This is a genomic window from Streptomyces tanashiensis (assembly GCF_014648895.1).
Classification (GTDB): Bacteria; Actinomycetota; Actinomycetes; order Streptomycetales; family Streptomycetaceae; genus Streptomyces; species Streptomyces tanashiensis.
On record NZ_BMRZ01000008.1, the window covers coordinates 39182 to 62002 of the forward strand.

Consider the following 22821-nt stretch of genomic DNA (forward strand, 5'->3'; position numbering starts at 1 on the left):
GCGCCCCTCAGCCGAAGGGGATCGGCGGATAGCACCTGAAGGGCACCGCCACCTCGTACCGCCCGTTCTTCAGCCGGACGAGCGCTCCGCAGCCGAAGCTCTCCTTCTGGCCCTTGGGCTCGGCGCGGTCGCCCACGAGCGTCCCGGTGTCGGAGAAGCCGGCGGCGGCCTTCTGGAAGGACTCGACGGTGAGGTCCTTGCCGGCCTTCGCGGCGATCGACAGGAAGAGGTCGGCGCTCATGTACCCCGTCATGGCATGCATGTTGAGGGGTACGTCCTTGCCTCCGGCGGCCTTCCTGATGTCGGCCTTGAACTGTCGCATCGCGGGGCTGTCCGACTCGAAGGGCTGGAACTGCAGCAGCACGTGCACCCCGTCGAGGGCCTGCTTCGTCGCGTCCTTGGCGAGCAGCCCGGGGTCGTAGTCGGTGGGGTCGGAGATGACCCCCTTGTAGCCGGACCGCTTGAGCGCGGTGAACAGGCCGATGTTGTACGGCGTCTGCATCACGGAGACCACGGCGTCGGGCGCTCGGCCGCCGGGGCCCGAGCGGAGGATCTCCTTGGTGTACGCCGACCAGTCGCTGGGCATCGAGGTCGCCGGCACCGCGGCCTTGGCGTACGCGACCTGGAAGCCTGCCGCCTTGAAGCCCTGGGTGAAGGTACGGATGCCGAACTTCCCGGCGTCGTTGTCGCCGGCGATCAGCGCGACCGACTTGCCGCGCGCGCCGCCGAGGACGGCCGCGAGTCCTTCGGGCCAGGTCTGGTTGAGGGTGCCGCCGGGCGTCGGGACGAGGCAGCCGTTGAAGCCGTAGAGATGCGCCGGCCCGCAGAACGAGGGGAGGGTGCCCCAGCCCACCGTCGGGACCTTCTGGGCGTCGAGGAAGCCGGCCCCCGCGAAGGTGACCGAGCTCATCGGGGAGACGGCGAAGACCTTGTCCTGCTGCACGAGTCTGCGGGCCGCGGCCAGGTTCCTGGCGGGGTCCTGGCCGTCGTCCTCGGCTCCCAGGTACTCGATCCTCCGTCCGTTGATCCCGCCCTCGGCGTTGGCCCGGTCGTAGCGGGCCCGGGCGCCGAGGTCGGTGTCCTTCTTGGAGTAGCCGCTGGCGGTCGTCATGGAGACGATGCCGCCGACCCTGATCGAGTCTGCGGTGACTCCGCGGACGGAGGAGGGGGCGGTTCCTCCGCTCGAAGCGGAGTTGCAGGCGGTGACGAGCAGCAGGGCGAAGGTGGCGGCGATGACGCGCAACGGTCGAGGCACGGGCGATCCCTCCGTCGGGGACCGCATTCTGTGACCGGGCCGATGAACCGTCAATAACTGATACACCATCAATTGACGATGCGTCAGGAAATCAGACCGCCGGTGCACCGCCCTCCGCGGGGGCCGGGCGGCGGGCGTAGGTGAAGAGGTGGTCCTCGGGAGCCGCGCGGTCGTCGTCCGGGTCGAAGACCGACAGCTCGTGGTGGAGCACGTCGAGGCCGCAGTCCTCCCGCTGGAGGCGCAGGTACTCCTCGACCGAGAAGCTGGAGACCCTGACCGGGCGCTCCATCCAGACGATCTCCACGTCCTCCACGTCCGCCGGCACGGTCGCCGTGACCAGGAAGCCGCCCGGCGCGAGCCAGCCCGCCAGGCGCTTCAGGGTGGCGGCCGCCTCCGCCCGGCTCATCATCATCAGCGGGAAGAACGCGCACACCGCGTCGTAGTGGCCCTCGGGCGCGTCGAAGGCGCGCACGTCGCACTGCTCGAAGCGGGCCCCGGGCACCTGTGCGCTCGCGAGGGCGACCATCTCGCCGGACACGTCGATGCCGGTCACCTCGCAGCCGGCGCGCGCCAGCAGGTCGGCCACCGGGCGTCCGGTACCGCTGCCGACGTCGAGGACCCTGGCCCCCGCCCCCAGCCGTGCCGTGAGCCACTCGACCGCCTCCAGCTGGGCCGGCAGCCGGACGAAGGCGTGCTCGTACTCGATCCCCAGGCCGTCGAACAGCTCCGCCGCCGACACCGGCCGCCCCTCCGTACCGTCGTGGTCCATTCCGAGTCCCTTCCGTCGCGGGGTGCGTACCTGGGGTTTCGTACCACAGGCGGGACTCCCCGCCCCCCGCTTTCCGGCAATGCGGAGAGCCGCTCACAAAGGTTGCGACTCCTTGCACGATCCTCCTGACGGCCGGTCCGTGGCGCCTGATCCGTGTTCAGATCGGGAACGTCCGGTCCGGACCATCCCATCGAGAGCGTGAAGAGGAACCAGCAATGAGCGACCCGACGAATCGTCGTCCGCTGCCGCACGACTTCCACCCGCCGGTGCCCGAACTGTCGGTCGGCAGCGAGGACCTGACCCACGGCGGCGTCCTGCCGGAGGCGCACGTGTACGCCAAGGGGAACTCCTCGCCGCAGCTGGGCTGGTCGGCCGGGCCCGAGGGCACCCGGGGCTACGCGGTCACGTGCTACGACCCCGACGCTCCGACCGGCAGCGGGTTCTGGCACTGGACGGTGTTCGACATCCCGGCGGATGTCACCGAGCTCCCGGCCGGAGCCGGGACCGGGGACTTCACGGGGTTGCCGGCGGGGGCCGTGCAGGCCCGGAACGACTACGGCAGCAGGGACTTCGGCGGGGCCGCGCCGCCGCCGGGGGACGGTCCGCACCGCTACGTCTTCACGGTGCACGCCGTGGACCGGGAGAAGCTGGGACCGGACGCGGACGCGTCACCGGCCCTCGTCGGCTTCCATCTCCGCTTCCGCACCGTCGCCCGCGGTCAGCTGATCGCCGAGTACGAGGAGGCCGGGGAGTAGCCACCCCCGATGCGCGACCGGCCTGTCACGATCTCCGCGCGTCCTTGCACGATCCTCTCGCCTGCGGGAGGACGATGCGAGGCTCGTGATGAGATGGGATCATGTCCCTCGACGAGCTTCGCGACCTGCTGGAGCGGCACGCGCGGCCCGACCTGACCACGGCCGTCGACGGCGTCCGGATCTGCCGGGCCGAGCCGGGAGCCGAGCCCGAGTACACGATGTCCGGCGTGATGCTGGCGGTCATCGCCCAGGGCGCCAAGCGGCTCGCCCTGGGCGACCGGGTGTACGAGTACGGAGTCGGCCAGTATCTCGTCACCTCGGCCGATCTGCCGGTGACCGGACGCGTCGCACCGGGCGGGCCGGAACTCGGTTTCGGGATGACGCTGGAGCCCGCCGTCATCGCGGAGCTGATGCTGCGGGCCGGACCTGGTGACCTGCCGCGTTCGACCGCCTCGCCCCGGCCGGGGATCACGGTCAGCGAGGCCCCGGCGGAGCTCATCGACGCGATCGTCCGCCTGCTGCGGCTGCTGGACCGGCCGCGCGACCGCCGGGTCCTGGTCCCCTTGATCAAGCGCGAGATCCTGTGGCTGCTGATGACGGGAGAGCAGGGCGAGGCGGTCCGCCAGCTGGGACTCGCGGACAGCAGCCTGAACCACGTCACCCGGGCGGTCGACTGGATCCGGGACAACTACACCGAGTCCTTCCGCGTCGAGGACCTGGCGCAGTCCTCCGGGATGAGCGTCTCCGCGTTCCACCGGAACTTCCAGTCGGTGACGGCGATGAGCCCGATCCAGTTCCAGAAGCAGATCCGCCTGCAGGCGGCGCGACTCCTGCTGGCCAACCGCCCGCACGACGTGAGCGGCGTCGGCCACCGGGTGGGGTACGACAGCCCCTCGCAGTTCAGCCGCGAGTACAAGCGCCAGTTCGGTGCGCCGCCGAGCATCGACGCGGCACGCATGCGCGAGCGCGTCGCCCACGCGGCCGCCGCGGCGCCCTGACCGCGATCGACCGCGATCCTCGGCACGGCCGACCGCCCCTGGCAGCGGGCCGCGCGACACGGCTGCCCGTGGACCCGGCCTGAGCCCGACCCGGTCTGCCCCCGGCCCGGCCGACCCTCGACCCGGTCTGCCCTCGCCCCGTCCCGCCCCCGTCCCGGGCGCCGGGAGGGCGACCGGGAATCCCTGCCGGCCCAGCGCGTTGAAGCCTCCGTGAGCACCTGCCCCGATGGCATCCGCTTCTCCGTCCTCGACCGCTCCCGCACCCGGGAGGGCGAGGACGCTCCTCAGGCGCTGCGCGACACCGCGCGCCTCGCGCGGGAGGTGGAGGCCCTCGGCTACCACCGCTTCTGGGCGCACCGTGCACCCTGCTAGCGAGATACCTTGCAGGTCAGAGCCACTAGACCTCCCTACCGGCCGCCAGCCGCCATGCGACCGCTTCAAACCAAGGCCGCGCCCTCGTGAGCACCATCAAGCACCGCCCCGGGGTCCTCGCGCCGGCGACGTCGTCGTCGTCGTCGTCGACCACACCTACCGCCAAGCCATCACCACAGCCGGCTCCGGCTGCGCAACGCCCCTCGACGCCGAGCGCTACCTCGCCGCCCTCAGCGACAGCAGCACCAACGTCGACATGGCACAGGTCGACGCCTGACTGACTGGCCCCCACCCGCGGGTGGGGGCCAGCGTTCACGCCACCGACGTACGGCCCCGGCTCTTCCACGCGGCCTCCGCATCACAGCCGAGGTCGCTTCGAAGCCGGCCGGATGGCCGAGCGCGCCGCTGGCCGCCAGCGTCGCGCACGTCGAGCACTCCCCCAGACGAAGGCACTGCCTCCGCAGCGCGAACTGCTTCAAGCGCCAAGCCGCTTGTGCCGTGAGAGCAACTCGCCGAAGAACGTGTGCAGCATGGCGGAAGCATCTGGGCGAGCAAGCTCGTGGCCGCCGAAGCGGTAGATGTCGTAGCCCATGAGGCTGAGCCGCCGGTCCTCGGCGGCCATCTCCGAATAGAGCCTGGGCGACGCCTTCCCGGTTGCGTCGGAGCGGCTGCCGCGCCACCGGTGTCAGGCTCGCCGCCTCCGTGTCCGCACCCGCTCGGATGTGTGTCGGCCACCGCGCGGTGGTGTATCAGGCGTGTATCAGCCCAGGTCGGAGGCGTGCCGACGGCCCTCCGGCCGTGCCGGAGGTGCGTGAGGGTGAGGCATGATGGAGGACCTGTCCCGTCCCGTGCCCGAGGGATGTACATGTCTGATTCCGTGTCGGCGCCCGCGCCCGCGCCCGTGACGGTCCTGCTCGTCGAGGACGACGAGGTGATCCGGCGGTCCGTCGCGATGGCCCTGGAGCGCTACGGCTACCGCGTGCTCGTCGCGGCCGACGGACTGACCGGGCTCGAACTCTTCCGGGAGGGGCGGCACGACCTGCTGCTGCTCGACGTGATGCTGCCGGGCCTGGACGGCATCGGGCTGTGCCGGCGCATCCGGGAGACGGCCACGGACCCGATCCTGATGATGTCGGCGCGCGGCGACGCCCTCGACGTGGTGTCCGGCCTGGAGGCCGGGGCCGACGACTACGTGGTCAAGCCCGTCGACACCCCTGTCCTGGTGGCGCGGATCCGTTCGCTGCTGCGCCGGGCCGCCTTCGTGCCCCCGGTAGCCGAACCGGCCGGCCCCGCGGAGCCGGCCGGCCCGCTGGTCTTCGGCGACCTCTCCCTCGACCCTGCGGCCCTGGAGGTCCGCAGGGGCGGCGAGCGGATCGCTCTCGCCCCCACCGAGCTGCGGCTTCTGCTCGAATTCGCCGCGCACCCCGGGATCGTGCTGGACCGTCAGACCCTGCTGCGCGAAGTGTGGGACTACGGCTGGGACGGCGACACCCGGGTCGTCGACCTGTGCGTGCAGCGACTGCGCAAGAAGATCGGCGCCGAGCACGTCGAGACGGTCCGGGGCTTCGGCTACAAGTGGAAGCGGTGAGCGGGGGTCCCCGGGGAGCGGACAGGGGCCTGGTGCCGCACTTCCGCTCGCTGCGCTGGAAGATCGTCCTCCTGGCGGCGCTGGCCTGTGCTTCGATGGCGCTGACGGTCGGCGTGCTGGTGCACGACTCGGTGCTGCGGCGGTCCATGCACGAGGGCGCGGGCAGGGCCCACGTGGCGCTGGCGACAGCCTTGGAGGACGCCACGGTCGCAGGTGAGGACGGGCCCCGGGTGTCCCCCGGGGAGCTGCCCGAGGCCCTGCTGAGGCAGGTCGAGCACGGCGGCGAGGCCACACTCTACGAGAACGAGCCCCCGGCCCCCGTCTTCTGGGCGGCCCGGCGGGAGGGCGGGAAGTTGTACGCGGTCGAGGTCGACATGACCGCCGACCTGCTGACCCGGCAGGCCTTGGACCGTCACATGTGGAAGTACTCGCTGCTCACGCTGGGCGTCGTCGTCCCCGCCACGGCCCTGGCGACGGAGCTCCCCGCCCGGCGGCTGCGCCGGGTGGCCCGCACGGCCCGCCGCATCACGGCGGGCGACCTCGACGCCCGGACGGGGACGGTCCGCGGGGGCGACGAGGTCGCCGAGATCTCGGCCGTGGTCGACTCGATGGCCGACAGCCTCCAGCAGCGGATCGACACCGAGCAGCGCTTCACCGCCGACGTCGCACACGAGCTGCGCACCCCGCTGATGGGCCTGGTCACGTCGGCGGAACTGCTGCCCGAGGGCGAGGTGACGGACATGGTCCAGAGTCGGGTGCGGGTGCTGCGCGACCTGGTGGAGGACCTCCTCGAGATCTCCCGGCTCGACGCGGGCGCCGAGACGTCCCAGCCGGGACCGGTCGACCTGGCCGCCCTCGTCCGGGACTCGGTGGCGCGGACGGGCCTCGCGGCGCGGGTGACCGAACGGGAGGCGGCAGTGGTCGAGTCGGACCCCCGGCGCCTGGACCGTATCGTCTCCAACCTCGTCGTCAACGCCCACCGGCACGGCGCAGGCCGGGTGGAAATCGCCGTCGCCGGCCGGACGGTGACGGTCCGGGACCACGGCCCCGGCTTCCCGGCCGACCTGCTGTCCCACGGCCCCCAGCGGTTCCGTACGGGCTCGGCCGAGCGGGGGCACGGGCACGGCCTGGGCCTGACGATCGCGTCCGGCCAGGCGAGGGTGATCGGGGCGACCCTGGACTTCGCCAACGCCCCGGACGGAGGGGCGGTCGCGACCCTGAGCCTGCCCCAGGACGGGCCACCTTCCGAGGTGTGACCCCATCCCTGGGACGGCCCGCCGGCGGGTGGCCCGGCGGTACCGGGACGGCCTGCCCGTCGAGGCACGATTCGGCGTCCCCGGGAGCTCCGCCTGTCGGGGCCGGCCCCGTTCCCGGGACGGCGCACCGGCCGGTGGCCCGGCCGTACCGGGACGGTCTGCCTGCCGGCGAACGACCCTCGCCGTCCCGGGCCGGTCGCCTGTCGGACGTTCCCGCCCTCGGGCACTCGCTCCGCGTCGCCCGGCCGGGCCGCCGCCACACCCCGCCGATGCGTCGAACTCGCCGGCCAGCGCGCGTCCGCTCGCCGCCGCCCCGTTGATACACGACCGATGGGTTCCCGAGCGCGGGCCGAGCTCTCCCGACCGTGGGGCGGAGACCTCGTCCCCGGAGTCTTGCTGCCGTACCGATCCCGTACCGCAGCCCCTGGAGGCGGCCCGTGTCCCTTCCCCGTACCCCCCGTCATCGCCTCGTCAGCGGTGCCCTTTCCCTGGCCCTGCTGACGGCCCTGGGCATCGCCGTAGCCTCGCCCTCCGGTGCGCCTCCGATGACGGGTGACGAGCGACTGCCGGTTTCCGATGTCGGCCCGCTCCCGTGGCCGCAGGACGGCCAGAGCGCCGTCGAGCTCGAAGGGACCGGTTCGCTGGGCGAGCGGGGCGGGCATCGGCCAGTACCGATCGCGAGCCTGACGAAGGTGATGACCGCCTACGTCATCCTCAAGGAGCACCCGCTGCGGCCTGACGAGGGAGGTCCCCTGATCGAAGTGGATCGGACGGCCGCGTACGAGGCGGGGGTCGGCGGCGAGTCGACCGTCCCTGTACGGCCTGGCGAACGCTACTCCCAGCGCCGGCTGCTGGAACTGCTCCTGATCCCCTCCGGAAACAACGTCGCCCGTCTGCTGGCCCGCTGGGACTCCGGCAGCCAGGCGGCCTTCGTGGCGAAGATGCGGCGCGCCGCCGGACGGCTCGGCATGAAGGACACGGTCTACACGGGGGCGAGCGGCATCGAGCCGACGACCACGAGCACCGCGGCCGACCAGGTGAGGCTGACGCGGGCCGCGATGGAGCACCCGGTCTTCCGGGAGATCGTGGCCACCCGCGAGACCACCGTCCCCGGCCTCGGGACGATCACCAACACCAATCCCCTGCTGGACACCCCGGGCGTTCTCGGCGTCAAGACCGGCTCCAGCACCCCGGCGGGCGGGAACCTCCTGTGGGCCTGCGAGGTGCGCGTCGGCGGTACGCCCCGGCTGCTGGTGGGCGCCGTCCTGCACCAGCGGGCGAACACGACGCCCGCCGAGGGGCTCCGCGCCGCAGTCGACGCCAGCCGCGGCCTGCTCACCGCCGTCCGCGACCGGCTGGCCGCCGCCGGAACGGAGGGCCGGGGACGATGACCGCGACGACACGCCCGGACCCCGCCGCGGCGCCGGACGGCACGGCGGCACGGTCCCTTCCCTCCACCGGGGCGGGCGGCACGACGGTCGGCCCGGACCGCGCCCCCGGGGCCTCGGACCGCGCGGCGGACGCCGGGGCGCGCCGACGATGGTGGCGACGCCGCGGGGTGGCGGTCACGGGCTGCTCCGTCCTCCTCGCGGTGGGCGTCGCGGGCCACGGGCTGCTCCCCAGGCTGCCCGGACGGCTGAGCAGTCTGGCCGAGACCCTGCTGCCCTGGAGCGCACTGGCCGTGCCCGTGCTGGTGGCCGCGGCCCTGCTGCGGCGGGCGCGGGTGGCGGCGGCGGTGGCCCTCGTGGTGCCGGCGGCGGCCTGGCTGGCGGTCTTCGGCGGGGCCCTCGCCGACAAGACGTCCCCCGGCGGGGACCTCACGCTGGTCAGCCACAACGTCAACCAGGCCAACCCCGACCCCGAGGGAACCGTGCGAAGCCTGCTCGCCGCCGGGGCGGACGTACTGGCGCTGGAGGAGCTGAGTCCGGCCACGGCGCCCGCCTACGAGCAGGCCCTCGCGGAGGCCTACCCGTACCACTTCTACCAGGGCACGGTGGGCCTGTGGAGCGTCCATCCGCTGAGGGACGCGCGGGCCGTGCCGATCATGCCGTGGACGCGGGCGATGCGGGCCACGGTGGACGCGCCCGGCGGGCGACTGGCCGTGTACGTCGCCCACCTGCCGTCCGTCCGCGTGGGCCCGGCCGGATTCACCGCCGGGGCGCGCGACGAGGCGCTGGGCCTGCTTGCGGCGGAGGTACGGGCCGAGCCCGTCCGGCGCGTCGTCGTCATGGGCGACCTCAACGGCTCCACCGACGACCGCGCACTGCGGCCCCTCACCGACCGTCTTGCCTCAGCACAGGCCGCGGCGGGCGCGGGCTTCGGCTTCACCTGGCCGGCGCGCCTGCCGGCCGTCCGGATCGACCAGATCCTTCTCGGGGGCGTCCGGGCCGCTTCGGCATGGACCCTCCCCGCGACGGCCAGCGACCACCTTCCGGTAGCGGCCCGGATCCACCTCTCCCCGGACCCCGCTCCCTGATGATGGGTGGGTGGTCGTTGGGTGCGAGGTGGGGCGAAGCGGCGACCGCTCTTGTCCTCGCTGAGCGCTGGGAGGTTGCGGACACGGCATACGACCGTGCCCTCGTCGCCGAGCCCCCCAGGCGCCGCGCATCGCCCCGCAGCAGCGGGAGTTCACCCGCCCCAGGGGCAGCCCGCCGTTCCAACGGTACTCGGCCGAATCCGGGTCCCGGCTCACTCGGCCGGCCACGCACCCGCCCCACGGCGGTGGCCGCGGACAAGGCCTACCCGCCGAGGGCCTGCGGGTGCCGCCCTTCGTGCTCGCGACCGGGGAGGGCGCCGGGATCGCCGCGGCGGCCGGGCTGCCCCTGGTGATCGGTGACCTGCGCGGCCGGGACAGGCTGCTGAACGCCGTCGACACGTACCGCGCCTCGTTCCGCCCGTCCCCCTGGGCGGCCGAGCCGTACGTGGTCGTCGCGGGGACGGTCGCGGTGGCCGCCGCCGAGGCGGAGGCGCGGCGGCTGCTGATCCCGGAGGCCTGGTCGCTCGCGTACTCGCGGACCCGCGGCGTCTTCCCGGCGCTCGCCGCGCCCGAACGGATCGGGGTCCTGCCGATGACGGAGAAGCAGCGCGGCCTGTACGAGGCGGGGCTCGAAGGGCATGTGCACGGCACGGAGGAGCAGGTGGCCGAAGCGCTGCAGCGAGCGGTGAAGGAGACCGGGGCGCAGGAGGTGCTGGTCACCACGAGCACGTACGACCGGGCGGCGCCGAGCGAGTCGTACCGCCGGCTCGCCCGGGCCGTCGGTCTGACGCCGCGGATCCCCTGACGCATCCGCCCGTGTCCGCCGGGGTCGTCGCGACCCCGGGGGACCCATCGGGGCAAACGCGGACCATTCGATAAGGTCGCCCCATGCAAGACTCCCCCCACGATCCGTACGTCCGCGTCCGCGGTGCCCGTGAGCACAATCTCGCCGGGGTCGACGTCGACATCCCGCGTGACGCGCTCGTCGCGTTCACCGGGGTCTCCGGTTCCGGCAAGTCGTCGCTGGCCTTCGGGACGATCTACGCCGAGGCCCAGCGCCGCTACTTCGAGTCGGTGGCCCCGTACGCGCGGCGGCTGATCCACCAGGTGGGGGCGCCCGCGGTCGGTGAGATCACCGGGCTGCCGCCGGCGGTCTCGCTGGAGCAGCGCCGGTCGTCCCCGAACGCCCGCTCCTCCGTGGGGACGGTGACCACTCTCTCCAACTCCCTGCGGATGCTGTTCTCGCGGGCCGGGCGCTATCCGGCGGGTGCGGAGCGGCTCGACTCCGACGCCTTCTCCCCCAACACGGCCGCGGGCGCGTGCCCTTCGTGTCACGGCCTCGGGCTGATCCACGACACCAGCGAGGAACTCCTGGTCCCCGACCCGGATCTGTCGATCCGTCAGGGTGCGATCGCCGCCTGGCCGGGCGCCTGGCAGGGGAAGAACCTCCGGGACGTCCTCGACACCCTGGGGTACGACGTCGACCGGCCGTGGCGGGAGCTCGACGCGAAGGACCGGGAGTGGATCCTCTTCACGGACGAGCAGCCGGTCGTCACCGTGCACCCGGTGCGGGAGGCGGGCCGTATCCAACGCCCTTACCAGGGTACGTACATGAGCGCGCGCCGCTATGTGCTGCGCACCTTCTCCGACTCGAAGAGCCCGTCCCTGCGCACGAAGGCGGAGCGCTTCCTCACCAGCGCGCCCTGCCCGGCCTGCGGCGGCGGCCGGCTGCGGCCCGAGGCGCTCGCGGTCACCTTCGCCGGCCGGAACGTCGCCGAGCTCGCCGCGCTGCCGCTCACGGCCCTGTCCGCTCTTCTCTCGACGGCCGCGGCGACGGCGGCGGAACCCGCGGAGACGGCTCGGGTCCTCACCGAGGACCTCGTCGCGCGGATCGGCACGGTCACCGAACTCGGGCTCGGGTATCTCAGCCTGGACCGCGCCACCCCCACCCTCTCCAACGGCGAGCTCCAGCGGCTGCGGCTCGCCACGCAGCTGCGCTCCGGCCTCTTCGGCGTGGTGTACGTCCTCGACGAGCCCTCCGCCGGGCTGCATCCCGCGGACACCGAGGCGCTGCTCGTCGTCCTCGACCGGCTCAAGGCGGCCGGGAACTCGGTCTTCGTCGTCGAGCACCACCTCGATGTCGTACGGCACGCCGACTGGCTCGTGGACGTCGGGCCGCGCGCCGGTGTGCACGGCGGGCGGGTGCTGCACAGCGGGCCGCCGGAGGAGCTGGCCGGCGTCGAGGCGTCCGCGACCCGGCGGTTCCTCTTCGACCGGGCACCGGCGCCCGCGCGGGCCGTACGGGAACCGGCGGGCTGGCTGCGGCCGGGCCCGGTCACCCGGCACAACCTGCGGGCGGTGGACACGGCCTTCCCGGTCGGCGTCCTCACCGCCGTCACCGGCGTCTCGGGCTCCGGGAAGTCCACCCTCGTCGACGCGCTGACCGAGGAGGTGGCGGGCGTGGCACGCCTGGTGGCGGTGGACCAGCGGCCGATCGGCCGGACGCCGCGCTCCAACCTCGCCACGTACACGGGCCTCTTCGACGTCGTGCGCAAGCTGTTCACGGACACCGAGGAGGCCCGGGCGCGCGGGTACAAGGCGGGCCGGTTCTCCTTCAACGTGCCCGGTGGCCGCTGCGAGACCTGCCAGGGCGAGGGCTTCGTCTCGGTGGAACTGCTCTTCCTGCCCAGTACGTACTCCCCCTGCCCCGACTGCCGCGGCGCCCGCTACAACCCCGAGACCCTGCAGGTGCGGCTGCGCGGCCTCAGCATCGCCGAGGTGCTCGACCTGACCGTCGAGTCGGCGGCGGCGTTCTTCGACGACACCCCCGCGGCGGCACGGAGCCTGCGCGCCCTCCTCGACGTGGGACTCGGGTATCTGCGGCTCGGGCAGCCCGCCACCGAGCTGTCCGGCGGCGAGGCGCAGCGCATCAAGCTCGCCTCGGAGCTCCAGCGGCCGCGCGGCGCCCCCACGCTCTACGTGCTGGACGAGCCGACGACCGGCCTGCACCCGGCCGACGTGGAGGTCCTGATGCGCCAGCTCCACGGCCTCGTGGACGCCGGGCACTCGGTGGTCGTCGTCGAGCACGACATGGACGTCGTCGCCACCGCCGACTGGGTCGTCGACCTGGGTCCCGGCGGCGGCGACGAGGGCGGCCGGGTGGTGGCGGCGGGTCCCCCGGACCGGGTGGCGCGGGCGGCGGAGAGCCGCACCGCGCCGTACCTGGCCCGGGCCCTGGGGTTCGGCGAGCGGCGCTGACCGCTCCCCCGCGATCAGGCCGCGGTGTCGAACGTGTAGTGGCGGGTGTGGTCCAGCATGTCCGCCGGAGTCACGTCGTTCCACGGACGCATGGTGTCGCCGAGGTCGACGACGTTCGCGGTGCCGGCGGCCGGCAGGTACGTCGACCGGGGGTGGCGGGCCTGCCAGTCGGCCCACAGCTTGTCCACGAAGGCGTGGTGCATCCAGAACACGGGGTCGTTCGGGGAGACTCCGGTGGCCATCTGGCCGCCGACCCAGACGTGGACGCGGTTGTGGAGGTTCACCCCGCGCCAGCCCTCCAGGTGGTTGCGGAAGCCGTCCGACGAGCTGTTCCAGGGGGCCATGTCGTAGGTCTCCATGGCGAGCACGGAGTCCACCTCGGCGCGGGTGGGCAGCTGGCGGCCGCCGGCGCCCAGGTCGCGGCGGAGGTAGTCGCGCCCGTCGACGCGGACGTTGATCGTCCAGCGGTTCCCGGTGCGGGCGAACGGGCCGTCCGTCACCTGGCCGTCCCGGGCCCGGCCGGTCCCGCCGAGGAAGTCGGGCGCCCACAGCGAGGAGCGGGAGGTGCGGTCGGCGGTCCAGTCCCAGTACGGCAGGGTGACGGTGGCGTCGACGGACTGCAGGGCCTGCTCGAACTGTATGAGGAAGCGGCGGTGCCAGGGCAGGAACGACGGCGAGCGGTGGCCGACGCGGTCGCCGTTGTCGGTGTCGCTCATGATGAACGCGTTGTGCGTGGTGACGAAGGTGTCGTACTGCCCGGAGCGCTTGAGCTCCAGGAGGGCGTTGACGAAGCGCCGCTTCTCGTCGGCGGTGAGGGTGGCCTGGTTCTTGCGTACGGTCATGGTGGTGCGCTCCTGGATCGGTCAGGCGAGGGTGAGGGGAACGAGCGGGGCGCCCTGGAGTTCGCGGACGGCCGCGCGGGCCACCGCCTTGGGCGTGGCCACCGGCTCGTAGTGGTTGATCACGCTGATCCAGGTGCCGTCGGCGTTCTGCATGACGTGCAGTTCCTCGCCGTCGATCGTCACGGAGTAGCCGCCTCCGTGGTGTCCCCCGTGGTGGCCGCCGCCCGAGGGCCCGCCCTTGATGCGGCGGCCCTGGTAGACCTCGTCGAACGAGGCCGGGGCGGCCGCGGGAGCGGCGGCCCGGGGAGCGGCGACGGCCTGGCCGGCCAGGGCGAGGCCCGCGGCGGCGCCTGCCGCGCCGGCGGCGACGCCGAGGGCCCGGCGGCGGGTGATGCTGGACATGAAACCCCCAAATGGTCTGTGCGACCGGGGGGTTCGGTCATGTCCCCCCGGCGGTTCTCACCGGGGGGTTCGGTCATGCCCCCCCCGGCGGTTCTCATCAGTACCCGGGGGTGTCGGCGCGCCGGAAATCATCGGGGGCCGGTTGGCTGCGAAGTGGACAAGATGCCACGATAAGTACAGGTTTGAACGGAGTTGATCTTGCTGTCGCGCGGGACAGGAGCACCCCGGAGCGAAGATCCTACGGAGAAAGTGATCCTTTTGTGAATGATCTTCGGTTCCGGGGCGCGCGGTGTGGCGGAGCCCACGCCGCCAGACTGTCCGGATCCGGTCAGCCCCGGGGGGCCTTGCGGAGTGCCCGCAGCCACTCCTTGTTCATCGCCGCGATCGACGGCAGCGGGATGCCCTTCGGGCAGGCCGTGGCGCACTCGCCCGTCAGCGTGCAGCCGCCGAAGCCCTCGGCGTCCATCTGCGCCACCATGTCGAGGACGCGGGTCTCGCGCTCGGGGGAGCCCTGGGGCAGGACGTTGAGGTGGTTGATCTTGGCGGAGGTGAAGAGCATGGCGGAGCCGTTGGGGCAGGCGGCCACGCAGGCGCCGCAGCCGATGCATTCGGCGTGCTCGAAGGCGGAGTCCGCGTCGGCCTTGGGTACGGGGGTGGCGTGGGCCTCGGGGGCGGACCCGGTGGGGGCGGAGATGTAGCCGCCGGCCTGGATGACGCGGTCGAAGGCGGAGCGGTCCACCACCAGGTCCTTGACCACCGGGAACGCGGACGCGCGCCAGGGCTCGACGTCGATGGTGTCGCCGTCCCGGAAGGAACGCATGTGGAGCTGGCAGGTCGTGGTGCGCTCGGGGCCGTGCGCCTCGCCGTCGATGACGAGGCTGCACGCGCCGCAGATGCCCTCGCGGCAGTCGTGGTCGAAGGCCACGGGGTCCTCACCGCGCAGGATGAGGTCCTCGTTGAGGGTGTCGAGCATCTCCAGGAACGACATGTCGGGAGAGACCCCGTCCACCTCGTAGGTGGCCATGGCGCCCTCGGTGCCGGCGTTCTTCTGGCGCCAGACGCGCAGGTTGAGCCTCATGCGTAGCTCCGCTGGGTGGGGTGGACGTACTCGAAGGTGAGGTCCTCCTTGTGGAGGACGGGGGCGGCGCCGCTGAACTCCCAGGCCGCCGCGTACGCGAACTCCTCGTCGCGGCGGGCCGCTTCGCCGTCCGGGGTCTGGGACTCCTCCCGGAAGTGGCCGCCGCAGGACTCGGCGCGGTGGAGCGCGTCGAGGCACATGAGCTCGGCGAGCTCCAGGTAGTCGACGATCCGGTTGGCCTTCTCCAGCGACTGGTTGAACTCCTCGCCGGTGCCGGGGACCTTGATGCGGCTCCAGAACTCCTCGCGGATCTCGGGGATGCGGCGCAGGGCCTTGGTCAGGCCCTCCTCGGTGCGCGCCATCCCGCAGTACTCCCACATGAGTTCGCCGAGTTCGCGGTGGAAGGAGTCGGGGGTGCGGTCGCCGTCGACGGAGAGGAGGAGGTGGAGGCGGTCCTCGGTCTCGGCGAGGACCTCGCGGACCACCGGGTGGTCGTCGTCGAGGGGTTCGCTGGACGGGTGGCGGGCCAGGTAGTCGTTGATGGTCGCCGGCAGGACGAAGTAGCCGTCCGCGAGACCCTGCATGAGGGCGGAGGCGCCGAGCCGGTTGGCCCCGTGGTCGGAGAAGTTGGCCTCGCCGATGGCGAAGAGGCCCGGGACCGTGGTCTGGAGGTCGTAGTCGACCCAGAGCCCGCCCATCGTGTAGTGGACGGCGGGGTAGATCCGCATGGGGACCTCGTACGGGTTCTCGGCGGTGATCCGCGCGTACATGTCGAAGAGGTTGCCGTACTTCTCCTCGACCTTCGCCCGGCCCATCCGGCGGATCGCGTCGGCGAAGTCCAGGTAGACGCCCTGGCCGCCCGGGCCCACTCCCCTGCCCTCGTCGCAGACGTTCTTCGCGGCGCGGGAGGCGATGTCGCGGGGGACGAGGTTGCCGAAGGAGGGGTAGATCCGCTCCAGGTAGTAGTCGCGCTCGTCCTCGGGGATGTCGGCGGCGGGCCGCGTGTCGCCCTTGGACCTCGGCACCCAGATGCGGCCGTCGTTGCGCAGCGACTCGCTCATCAGGGTCAGCTTGGACTGGTGGTCGCCGGTGCGCGGGATGCAGGTGGGGTGGATCTGGGTGAAGCAGGGGTTGGCGAAGTACGCGCCGCGCCGGTGGGCCCGCCAGACGGCGGTGGCGTTGGAGTTCATGGCGTTCGTCGACAGGTAGAAGACGTTGCCGTAGCCACCGCTGGCGAGGACCACCGCGTCGGCGTAGTGGGTGGAGACCTCTCCGGTGATCAGGTCGCGGGCGACGATGCCGCGGGCCCGCCCGTCGACGACGATCAGATCGAGCATCTCCGTACGGGCGTGCATCTCGACGTTGCCGGCGGCGATCTGCCGGGAGAGCGCCTGGTAGGCGCCGAGCAGGAGCTGCTGGCCGGTCTGGCCGCGGGCGTAGAAGGTGCGGGAGACCTGGACGCCGCCGAAGGAGCGGGTGTCGAGGAGGCCGCCGTACTCGCGGGCGAAGGGGACGCCCTGGGCGACGCACTGGTCGATGATCTCGACGGAGATCTGGGCGAGCCGGTGGACGTTGGACTCGCGGGCCCGGAAGTCGCCGCCCTTGACGGTGTCGTAGAAGAGGCGGTGGATCGAGTCGCCGTCGTTGCGGTAGTTCTTGGCGGCGTTGATGCCGCCCTGGGCGGCGATCGAGTGGGCGCGGCGCGGGGAGTCCTGGAAGCAGAACTGGACGACCTGGTAGCCCTGTTCGGCGAGGGTGGCGCCGGCGGATCCGCCGGCGAGGCCGGTGCCGACGACGATGATCCGGTGCTTGCGGCGGTTGGCGGGGTTGACCAGCCTGGCCTCGAAGCGGCGGGTGTCCCAGCGGTCGGCGATGGGCCCGGCGGGAGCCTTGGTGTCGGTGATCGGCTCACCGGTGGTGTAGTCGGGGTAGCTCATGTCAGCTCACCACTCCGGTCATGACGGCGAGGGGGACGGAGACGAAGCCCGCGGTCAGGACGAGCGCGAGGGCGTTGGCGAGCACCTTGAGGAGGCGTTCGCGGCGGGCGCTGCCGACGCCCAGGGTCTGGGCGGCGCTCCAGAAGCCGTGGCGGACGTGGAGGCCGAGGGCGAGCATGGCGACGATGTAGACGACGTTGCCGTACCAGGTGGAGAAGGTGTCCACGACGTTCTGGTAGGGCTTGCCCTCCTCGAAGCCGCCGGGGTGGACGGTCCCGGTGGTCAGGTCGAGCACGTGCCAGACGATGAAGAGGGCGAGGATGATCCCGCCCCAGCGCATGGTGCGGGTGGCGTACGAGGAGCGCTTGCGGCGGTGGACGTACGCGGTCGGGCGGGCCTTGATGTCGCGCCGGCTGAGCTGGTACGCGGAGACGGCGTGGGCGACGACGGCGGCGAGGAGCACGATCCGGACGAGCCAGAGGGCCCACTCGTGGTGCAGGACGGGGGCGCCCATGACCCGCAGCCAGTGGCCGTAGGCGTTGAACTCCTCGGGGCCGAAGAAGACCTTCAGGTTGCCGGCGACGTGCGCGACGAGGTAGCCGAGCATGATCAGACCGCTGACGGCCATGACCGTCTTCTTGCCGAGGGTCGACGACCAGAATCCGCGGGACGGTGTGGGGGAAGGCGGGCGGGCGGCCGTCCGCTCCCTCGTGGGTGCCAGAGCCATGTTCCCGACGCTAGGGCCGAAGGGCCCAAGAGGTCCAAGACATGGTCTGGCTGATCTCGATAGGCTGAACCTATTCACGTCCTCTACGCTGGGACCATGCAGTTCCAGCAGCTCCTCTACTTCGTCGCCGTGGCCGAGACCCGTCACTTCACCCGGGCCGCCGAGCGCGTCCACGTCTCGCAGCCCTCGCTCTCCCAGCAGATCAAGGCCCTGGAGCAGGAGCTGGGCGCGGAGCTGTTCAGCCGGGCCCGGGGGAACATCACCCTCACCGACGCGGGCGAGGCCCTGCTGCCGCTCGCGCGCCGGATCCTCGCCGACACCGAGACGGCCCGCCTGGAGGTGCAGGAGCTGGCCCAGCTCAAGCGGGGCCGGGTGCGGCTCGGCGCGACGCCGAGCCTGTGCACGGGACTCCTCCCGGACGTGCTGCGGTCCTTCCACGACCTGCACCCCGGGATCGAGCTCCTGATCGAGGAGGGCGGCTCGCACGATCTCGTACGGGAGCTGGCGCGCGGGGCGCTCGACCTCGCCCTCGTGGTGCTGCCGCTGCCGACCCCGTCACCCGCCCTGACGACGGTCGAGCTGCTCCGGGAGGACCTGGTGGTGGTCTCCGCCGCCTCGGAGCCGGCGCCCCGCAGGCCGGTGCGCATCAAGGATCTGCGGGACCAGCCGCTCGTGATGTTCCGGCACGGCTACGACCTGCGGGAACTGACCGTGGCGGCATGCCGGGCGGAGGGCTTCGAGCCCACGTTCACCGTGGAGGGCGGGGAGCTGGACGCCGTGCTCGGTTTTGTACGGGCCGGGCTCGGGCTCGCGGTCGTCCCGGCGATGGTCGCGGGCCGCGCGGGCCGCGACCTCCGGGTGACGGCCCTCGCCCGGCCGGGCCTGCGCCGCACCATCGCGCTCGCCCACCGCAGCGACGTGGCCCCGCCGCGGGCGGCCCGGGAGCTCCAGAGGCTGCTCATGGCCACCCGCCGGCGCGTGTGACGCGCCGGGCGCTGCGATGCGATCGGCGCCTTCTCAAGGAGAGGCGCCCTGTGCCAGTCTCCCCGTCGGAAGGAACGATCTCACCCGCCCTCACCGATGGGACGTCACCATGCCCTGGAACCGCACCACTTCGCTCGTCGCCGTCGCCGCGGCCGTCGCCGTCGGCCTGCTCGGGCTGACCGCCTGCGGGTCCGACGCCGGTGACGCGAAGGGCGCCTCCTCCGCGACCGCCCCGGCCCCGGCCCCGACGACGCCGGACGCACCGCCCGTCACCGGCGGGGTGAAGAAGCCCGACGACCTGCCCGCGGGCCTGCCGCTCCCCTCCGGAGAGCTGACCTCGGTGACCGGCGGGAAGGGCGCCTACGTCCTGACCTTCGGCGCCGCCGACCCGAAGGCCGCCGTCGGCGCGTACCGCGCGGCGCTCGAGGACGCCGGGTACCAGGTGGTGGATGTCGCCGGCATCTTCACGGCCACGTCGGACAAGACGTCGGTGTCGGTGGCGACGGGCGGCGACACGGTGGTCCTGACCCTCGCCACGCTCTGACCACCACCGTTGTGGGCAGTCGTTCCGCTGGGGCGGTGCCCCCCCGTTGTGGGCAGTCGTTCCTCCCCCAGACTTCGTCCGGGAGGTGCCCCCAGGGCGGAACGGGTGGGCACAACGGAACGGCGCCCTTGCCGGCGCCAGAGGCTCCCGCGCCTTGACCCGCACCCCGGTGCGCCGTCACGGGGGTGCGGGTCCAGGCGCGGAACGCGGAGGCGCCGCTGGAGGGCGCCGTCCCGTGCGCCCACCCGTCCCGCCCTGCGGGACAATTGCCCACACGGCAGTGGCGCCGTCCCGCCCAAGGCGCGGGAGCACACGGCGGTGGGCGCCGTCCCGCCCGGGCCGCCGGACGGTGGCTACACCGCGTCCGCCAGGAGGAGGGAGTGGATGCGGTCCGGGGCGCCCGGGCGGGCGTAGTACCAGCCCTGGGCCGTGTCGCAGCCGAGGTCACGGAGCTGCCGCGCCTGCGCCCCCGTCTCCACGCCCTCGACCGTGACGGCGAGTTCCAGGCTGTGCGCCAGCGAGACGATCCCCTCGACGATCTTGAGGTCGACCGGGTCCACCGGGTGCTGCTGCATGCCCCGGGTGAAGGAGCGGTCGAGCTTCAGGACGCTCACCGGCAGGCGCCGCAGATTCGCCAGGTTCGAGTAGCCGGTGCCGAAGTCGTCGAGGGCGATGTCCACGCCCATCTCGGCGAGCTGCCGCAGCGGCTTCAGCAGGTCCTCGTCGGCGCCGATCAGGGCCGACTCGGTGACCTCCAGGCAGAGTGCGCCCGGTTCGAGCCCCGACCGCTCCAGGACGTCGACGGTGTCGGCGACCAGGCGCGGATGGTGGAGCTGCGTCGGGGAGAGGTTGACGTTGATCCGCAGCGGGCCGCCGTCGGAGTGCCGGGTCTGCCAGAAACGGGCCTGGCGCACGGCCTCCTGGAGCACCCAGCGGCCGAGCGGCACGATGAGGCCGGTGTCCTCGGCGAGCGGGATGAAGCGGTCGGGGCCGAGCACCCCGTGCTGCGGGTGGCACCACCGGACGAGGGCCTCGGCGCCGTGCACGCTGCCGTCGTCGAGGTGGACGAGCGGCTGGTACTCGATGAAGAACTCGCCGCGCTCCAGGGCCGTCGGCAGGGCCGTGGTGAGCCCGTGCCTGGTGATGGCGCGGGCGTCGGCCTCCGGGTCGGCGAGTTCGAAGCGGTTGCCGCCCGCCGACTTGGCCCGGTACATCGTGATGTCGGCGCTGCGGAGCACCTCGGCCGGGGTCCGCTCCCCCGCCGGGCCCTCGACCACGCCGAGGCTGCCGCGCACGGTGAGTTCGCGGCCTTCGATGCGGAGGGGGGTGGCGAGGGCGGCGAGGATGCGGTCGGCGAGTTCGGTGACGTCCCGTTCCCCGCCGGGGGCGGTGGTGAGGGCGACGAACTCGTCGCCGCCGAGCCGGGCCACCATCTCGCCCGCTCCGGTGACGCAGCTCTGCAGCCGGTCGGCGACCTCGACGAGCAGCCGGTCGCCGGTGGAGTGCCCGAGGCTGTCGTTGATGACCTTGAAGCCGTCGAGGTCGAGGTAGCAGAGGCCGAAGCGGGCGTTCTCGCCGGGGGCGAGGGCCTTCTCCAGGCGTTCGAAGAACAGGGTCCGGTTGGGCAGTCCGGTGAGCGCGTCGTGGGTGGCCTCGTACCGCAGGCGCAGGTGGAGCAGGCGCCGTTCGGTGGTGTCCTCCATGAGGGCCAGCTGGTACTGGGGGCGGCCCTCGGCGTCCCGGAGGAGCGAGACGGTGAGGTTGGTCCACAGAACCGTTCCGTCACCCCGGTAGTACGGCTTCTCGACGCGGTAGTGCTCGCGCTCGCCGCGGACCAGCTCCTCGTACAGCTTCCAGACGTGGGGCCCGTCCTCCGGGTGGACCCACTCGCTGACGTTCCGGCTGCGCACCTGGCCCTCCATCCCGCCGAACATGCGGGTGAGGGTCTCGTTGACCTCCAGGACGTTGCCTTCGAGGTCGGCGATGCCGATGCCGATCGCCGCCCCGTCGAAGACCGCGCGGAAGCGGCTCTCGGTGGCGTGCAGGGCGATCTCGGCGGCGCTGCGGGCGGCCAGCGCGGAGCGGGCGATCGCCTCCTGCTCGGCGCGGGTCCGCTCGCGCAGGGCCTGGGCGTAGCCGGCGGCCATGGCGTGCTGGAGCCGGGAGCAGCGGGCGCGCAGTTCCTCGGCCGCGAGGTCCGACTCCGCACCGCAGTAGAGCACCAGGTACGAGTCGACGACGCCGAGGCTGCGGCCGAGCGCGTCCGGGTCGGTGCAGTGGGCGGCGACGAGGGCCGCGCCGGTGCGCTGGGCCGGTGCCGTGTCGAAGGGGCGGGCGTGCAGGGCGTCGCACAGGGTGCGGGCCAGCGGCAGCAGATGCCCCTCGAACTCGGTGCGGGTCAGCGAGGTGGCCGTCACCGGGAAGATCGCGCGGCTCCAGATGGTGACGAACCGCCTGAGTCTGTCCTCCGGGCCGTCCGCTTCGGCGACGGCGCCGGACGGCTGCGACGGGACCTTCACGCCTTGCGCCCCACCCCTGCGAACCCGGAGAAGGCGTACGGATCCTCCTCCTCGGCCGGACTGTCCGGCCGCCAGAGCGGCATCGGGACGAGTCCGGGCTCGACCAGTTCGGTGCCCTCGAAGAAGCGGGTGATCTCACCGCTCGACCGCATCACCAGGGGGTTGCGGATGTTGCGGTAGACCCCGACGGTGCCGCCGGCCTGCTCCTCGGAGAGCGGGATGCCCTCGTACGAGGCGTGGGTGAGGACGACGAGGCTGCCGGGGGCGAGGGCCTCGATGAGTTCGGCGACGGCCTCGTAGGGCCGGTCCTGGTCCTCCAGGAAGTGCAGCACGGCGACGAGGAGCAGGGCCACCGGCCGGTCCAGGTCGAGGAGTCGGGTCACCTCGGGGCCGTACAGGATGTCGGCCGGCTTGCGCAGGTCGGCGGCGACGACGGCCGCGCTGTCGTCTCCCTCCAGGACGGCGCGGCTGTGGGCCACGGCGACGGGGTCGTGGTCGACGTAGACGACCCGGGCGGCGGGGTCGGCCGCCCGGGCGACCTCGTGCACGTTGCCGAAGGTGGGTATGCCGGAGCCGATGTCGAGGAACTGGGTGACGTCGTTGTCAACGGCGTGGCGGACGGCGCGCCGCATGAAGGCACGGTTCGCCTGCATGATCTTGGGCAGGCCCGGCATGAACTCCATGGCCTTGCGCGCCGCTTCCCGGTCCACCTCGAAATTGTGCGAGCCGCCCAGATAGAAGTCGTACATACGGGACACGCTCGGTACCGAAATGTCGATACCGGGCGGAGCCCAGGCGGGACGCTCCATCAATGTCTCCAACAAGTCGCCACGGGATGCGGCCATGTGTTCGCGGCCGGTGTTCGAGGTGAGGCTACTGATCGCCCGCCGGGAGAGCGAGTAGAAACGGAAATTCGCGGTCCGTTCTTGGTCACACGCCATTGGCACGTGCTCTTGGAACGCAGAGTTCACGCCTTCAGGCTGTGCAAATTCACGTGCATATGATCGTGCGTCGGTTCCCGGGAGGATGCCGGTCGCGCCCGGCGGAGCCTCAGGCCCCCG

General features: G+C 72.7%; 19 protein-coding genes and 3 pseudogenes. 12 read left to right on the forward strand and 10 right to left on the reverse strand.

Annotated elements, in window-relative coordinates:
- Positions 1 to 7: 7 nt before the first annotated feature.
- Both IE237_RS23395 and IE237_RS23400 read right to left on the reverse strand, forming a co-directional pair.
- Positions 8 to 1255: an ABC transporter substrate-binding protein gene (locus IE237_RS23395; RefSeq protein WP_189804059.1), complete on the reverse strand. Its 1248-nt coding sequence runs from the start codon at positions 1253 to 1255 to the stop codon at positions 8 to 10.
- 91 nt (positions 1256 to 1346) lie between these two features.
- A complete protein-coding gene (locus IE237_RS23400) occupies positions 1347 to 2024 on the reverse strand; it encodes a class I SAM-dependent methyltransferase (RefSeq protein WP_189804060.1) in 678 nt (225 codons plus the stop codon).
- 215 nt (positions 2025 to 2239) lie between these two features.
- On the opposite strand from IE237_RS23400, the gene IE237_RS23405 reads away from it, so the two are divergent.
- From IE237_RS23405 to IE237_RS23420, 4 genes and pseudogenes are all read left to right on the forward strand, one after another.
- Positions 2240 to 2779: a YbhB/YbcL family Raf kinase inhibitor-like protein gene (locus IE237_RS23405; protein ID WP_189804061.1), complete on the forward strand. Its 540-nt coding sequence runs from the start codon at positions 2240 to 2242 to the stop codon at positions 2777 to 2779.
- A 101-nt stretch (positions 2780 to 2880) separates the two neighbouring features.
- Positions 2881 to 3777, forward strand: a complete 897-nt coding sequence (locus IE237_RS23410; protein ID WP_189804062.1) for an AraC family transcriptional regulator — start codon at positions 2881 to 2883, stop codon at positions 3775 to 3777.
- Between the two features lie 210 nt (positions 3778 to 3987).
- A pseudogene (locus IE237_RS23415) lies at positions 3988 to 4128 on the forward strand (LLM class flavin-dependent oxidoreductase); the annotation flags it as partial.
- A 142-nt stretch (positions 4129 to 4270) separates the two neighbouring features.
- A pseudogene (locus IE237_RS23420) lies at positions 4271 to 4426 on the forward strand (thioredoxin-disulfide reductase); the annotation flags it as partial.
- A 198-nt stretch (positions 4427 to 4624) separates the two neighbouring features.
- Here IE237_RS23420 and IE237_RS23425 read toward each other — a convergent pair.
- Positions 4625 to 4771 (reverse strand): hypothetical protein, encoded by a 147-nt coding sequence (locus IE237_RS23425; protein WP_189804063.1) that lies wholly within the window; start codon positions 4769 to 4771, stop codon positions 4625 to 4627.
- Between the two features lie 243 nt (positions 4772 to 5014).
- On the opposite strand from IE237_RS23425, the gene cseB reads away from it, so the two are divergent.
- The 6 genes and pseudogenes from cseB (at position 5015) to IE237_RS23455 (ending at position 12727) form a co-directional block, all read left to right on the forward strand.
- On the forward strand, positions 5015 to 5737 hold the full coding sequence (cseB, locus tag IE237_RS23430) for a two-component system response regulator CseB (protein WP_370468250.1): 723 nt from the start codon (positions 5015 to 5017) through the stop codon (positions 5735 to 5737).
- The gene (locus tag IE237_RS23435; protein ID WP_229842844.1) at positions 5734 to 6993 is read left to right on the forward strand and encodes an ATP-binding protein; all 1260 of its coding nucleotides are present in this window, start codon (positions 5734 to 5736) and stop codon (positions 6991 to 6993) included. The genes cseB and IE237_RS23435 overlap by 4 nt, the downstream gene beginning before the upstream one ends.
- Before the next feature lie 437 nt (positions 6994 to 7430).
- Entirely contained in the window at positions 7431 to 8384 is a 954-nt protein-coding gene (locus IE237_RS23440) for a D-alanyl-D-alanine carboxypeptidase family protein (protein ID WP_229842845.1), read from the forward strand.
- Entirely contained in the window at positions 8381 to 9469 is a 1089-nt protein-coding gene (locus IE237_RS23445) for an endonuclease/exonuclease/phosphatase family protein (RefSeq protein WP_189804065.1), read from the forward strand. Before IE237_RS23440 ends, IE237_RS23445 begins: the two co-directional genes overlap by 4 nt.
- Positions 9470 to 9734: 265 nt before the next feature.
- Positions 9735 to 10274 (forward strand): annotated as a pseudogene (locus tag IE237_RS23450) (LLM class oxidoreductase); the annotation flags it as partial.
- An 83-nt stretch (positions 10275 to 10357) separates the two neighbouring features.
- Entirely contained in the window at positions 10358 to 12727 is a 2370-nt protein-coding gene (locus IE237_RS23455; protein WP_189804066.1) for an ATP-binding cassette domain-containing protein, read from the forward strand.
- A 14-nt stretch (positions 12728 to 12741) separates the two neighbouring features.
- On the opposite strand, the gene melC2 is transcribed toward IE237_RS23455, so the two are convergent.
- From melC2 to IE237_RS23480, 5 genes are all read right to left on the reverse strand, one after another.
- Positions 12742 to 13569 carry a tyrosinase MelC2 gene (gene melC2 / locus IE237_RS23460; protein WP_189804067.1) on the reverse strand — a complete coding sequence of 276 codons (828 nt, stop codon included), beginning with the start codon at positions 13567 to 13569 and terminating at the stop codon, positions 12742 to 12744.
- A 21-nt stretch (positions 13570 to 13590) separates the two neighbouring features.
- The gene (melC1, locus tag IE237_RS23465; RefSeq protein ID WP_189804068.1) at positions 13591 to 13971 is read right to left on the reverse strand and encodes an apotyrosinase chaperone MelC1; all 381 of its coding nucleotides are present in this window, start codon (positions 13969 to 13971) and stop codon (positions 13591 to 13593) included.
- Between the two features lie 328 nt (positions 13972 to 14299).
- On the reverse strand, positions 14300 to 15049 hold the full coding sequence (locus IE237_RS23470) for a succinate dehydrogenase/fumarate reductase iron-sulfur subunit (RefSeq protein WP_189804069.1): 750 nt from the start codon (positions 15047 to 15049) through the stop codon (positions 14300 to 14302).
- Positions 15046 to 16986, reverse strand: a complete 1941-nt coding sequence (locus tag IE237_RS23475; protein WP_189804070.1) for a fumarate reductase/succinate dehydrogenase flavoprotein subunit — start codon at positions 16984 to 16986, stop codon at positions 15046 to 15048. Before IE237_RS23475 ends, IE237_RS23470 begins: the two co-directional genes overlap by 4 nt.
- 1 nt (position 16987) lies before the next feature.
- Entirely contained in the window at positions 16988 to 17713 is a 726-nt protein-coding gene (locus tag IE237_RS23480; RefSeq protein WP_189804071.1) for a succinate dehydrogenase, read from the reverse strand.
- A 96-nt stretch (positions 17714 to 17809) separates the two neighbouring features.
- Here IE237_RS23480 and IE237_RS23485 point away from each other — a divergent pair, with 96 nt between their 5' ends.
- Both IE237_RS23485 and IE237_RS23490 read left to right on the forward strand, forming a co-directional pair.
- Positions 17810 to 18697 (forward strand): LysR family transcriptional regulator, encoded by an 888-nt coding sequence (locus tag IE237_RS23485; RefSeq protein WP_189804072.1) that lies wholly within the window; start codon positions 17810 to 17812, stop codon positions 18695 to 18697.
- A 109-nt stretch (positions 18698 to 18806) separates the two neighbouring features.
- Positions 18807 to 19241, forward strand: coding sequence for a hypothetical protein (locus IE237_RS23490; protein ID WP_189804073.1), 435 nt, complete (start codon positions 18807 to 18809; stop codon positions 19239 to 19241).
- A 353-nt stretch (positions 19242 to 19594) separates the two neighbouring features.
- Here the strand turns inward: IE237_RS23490 and IE237_RS23495 are convergent, their stop codons facing one another.
- Entirely contained in the window at positions 19595 to 21760 is a 2166-nt protein-coding gene (locus IE237_RS23495) for a putative bifunctional diguanylate cyclase/phosphodiesterase (protein ID WP_189804074.1), read from the reverse strand.
- Complete coding sequence (locus IE237_RS23500; protein WP_189804075.1) at positions 21757 to 22569, reverse strand: SAM-dependent methyltransferase; 813 nt, start codon at positions 22567 to 22569, stop codon at positions 21757 to 21759. Before IE237_RS23500 ends, IE237_RS23495 begins: the two co-directional genes overlap by 4 nt.
- Between the last annotated feature and the right edge of the window lie 252 nt (positions 22570 to 22821).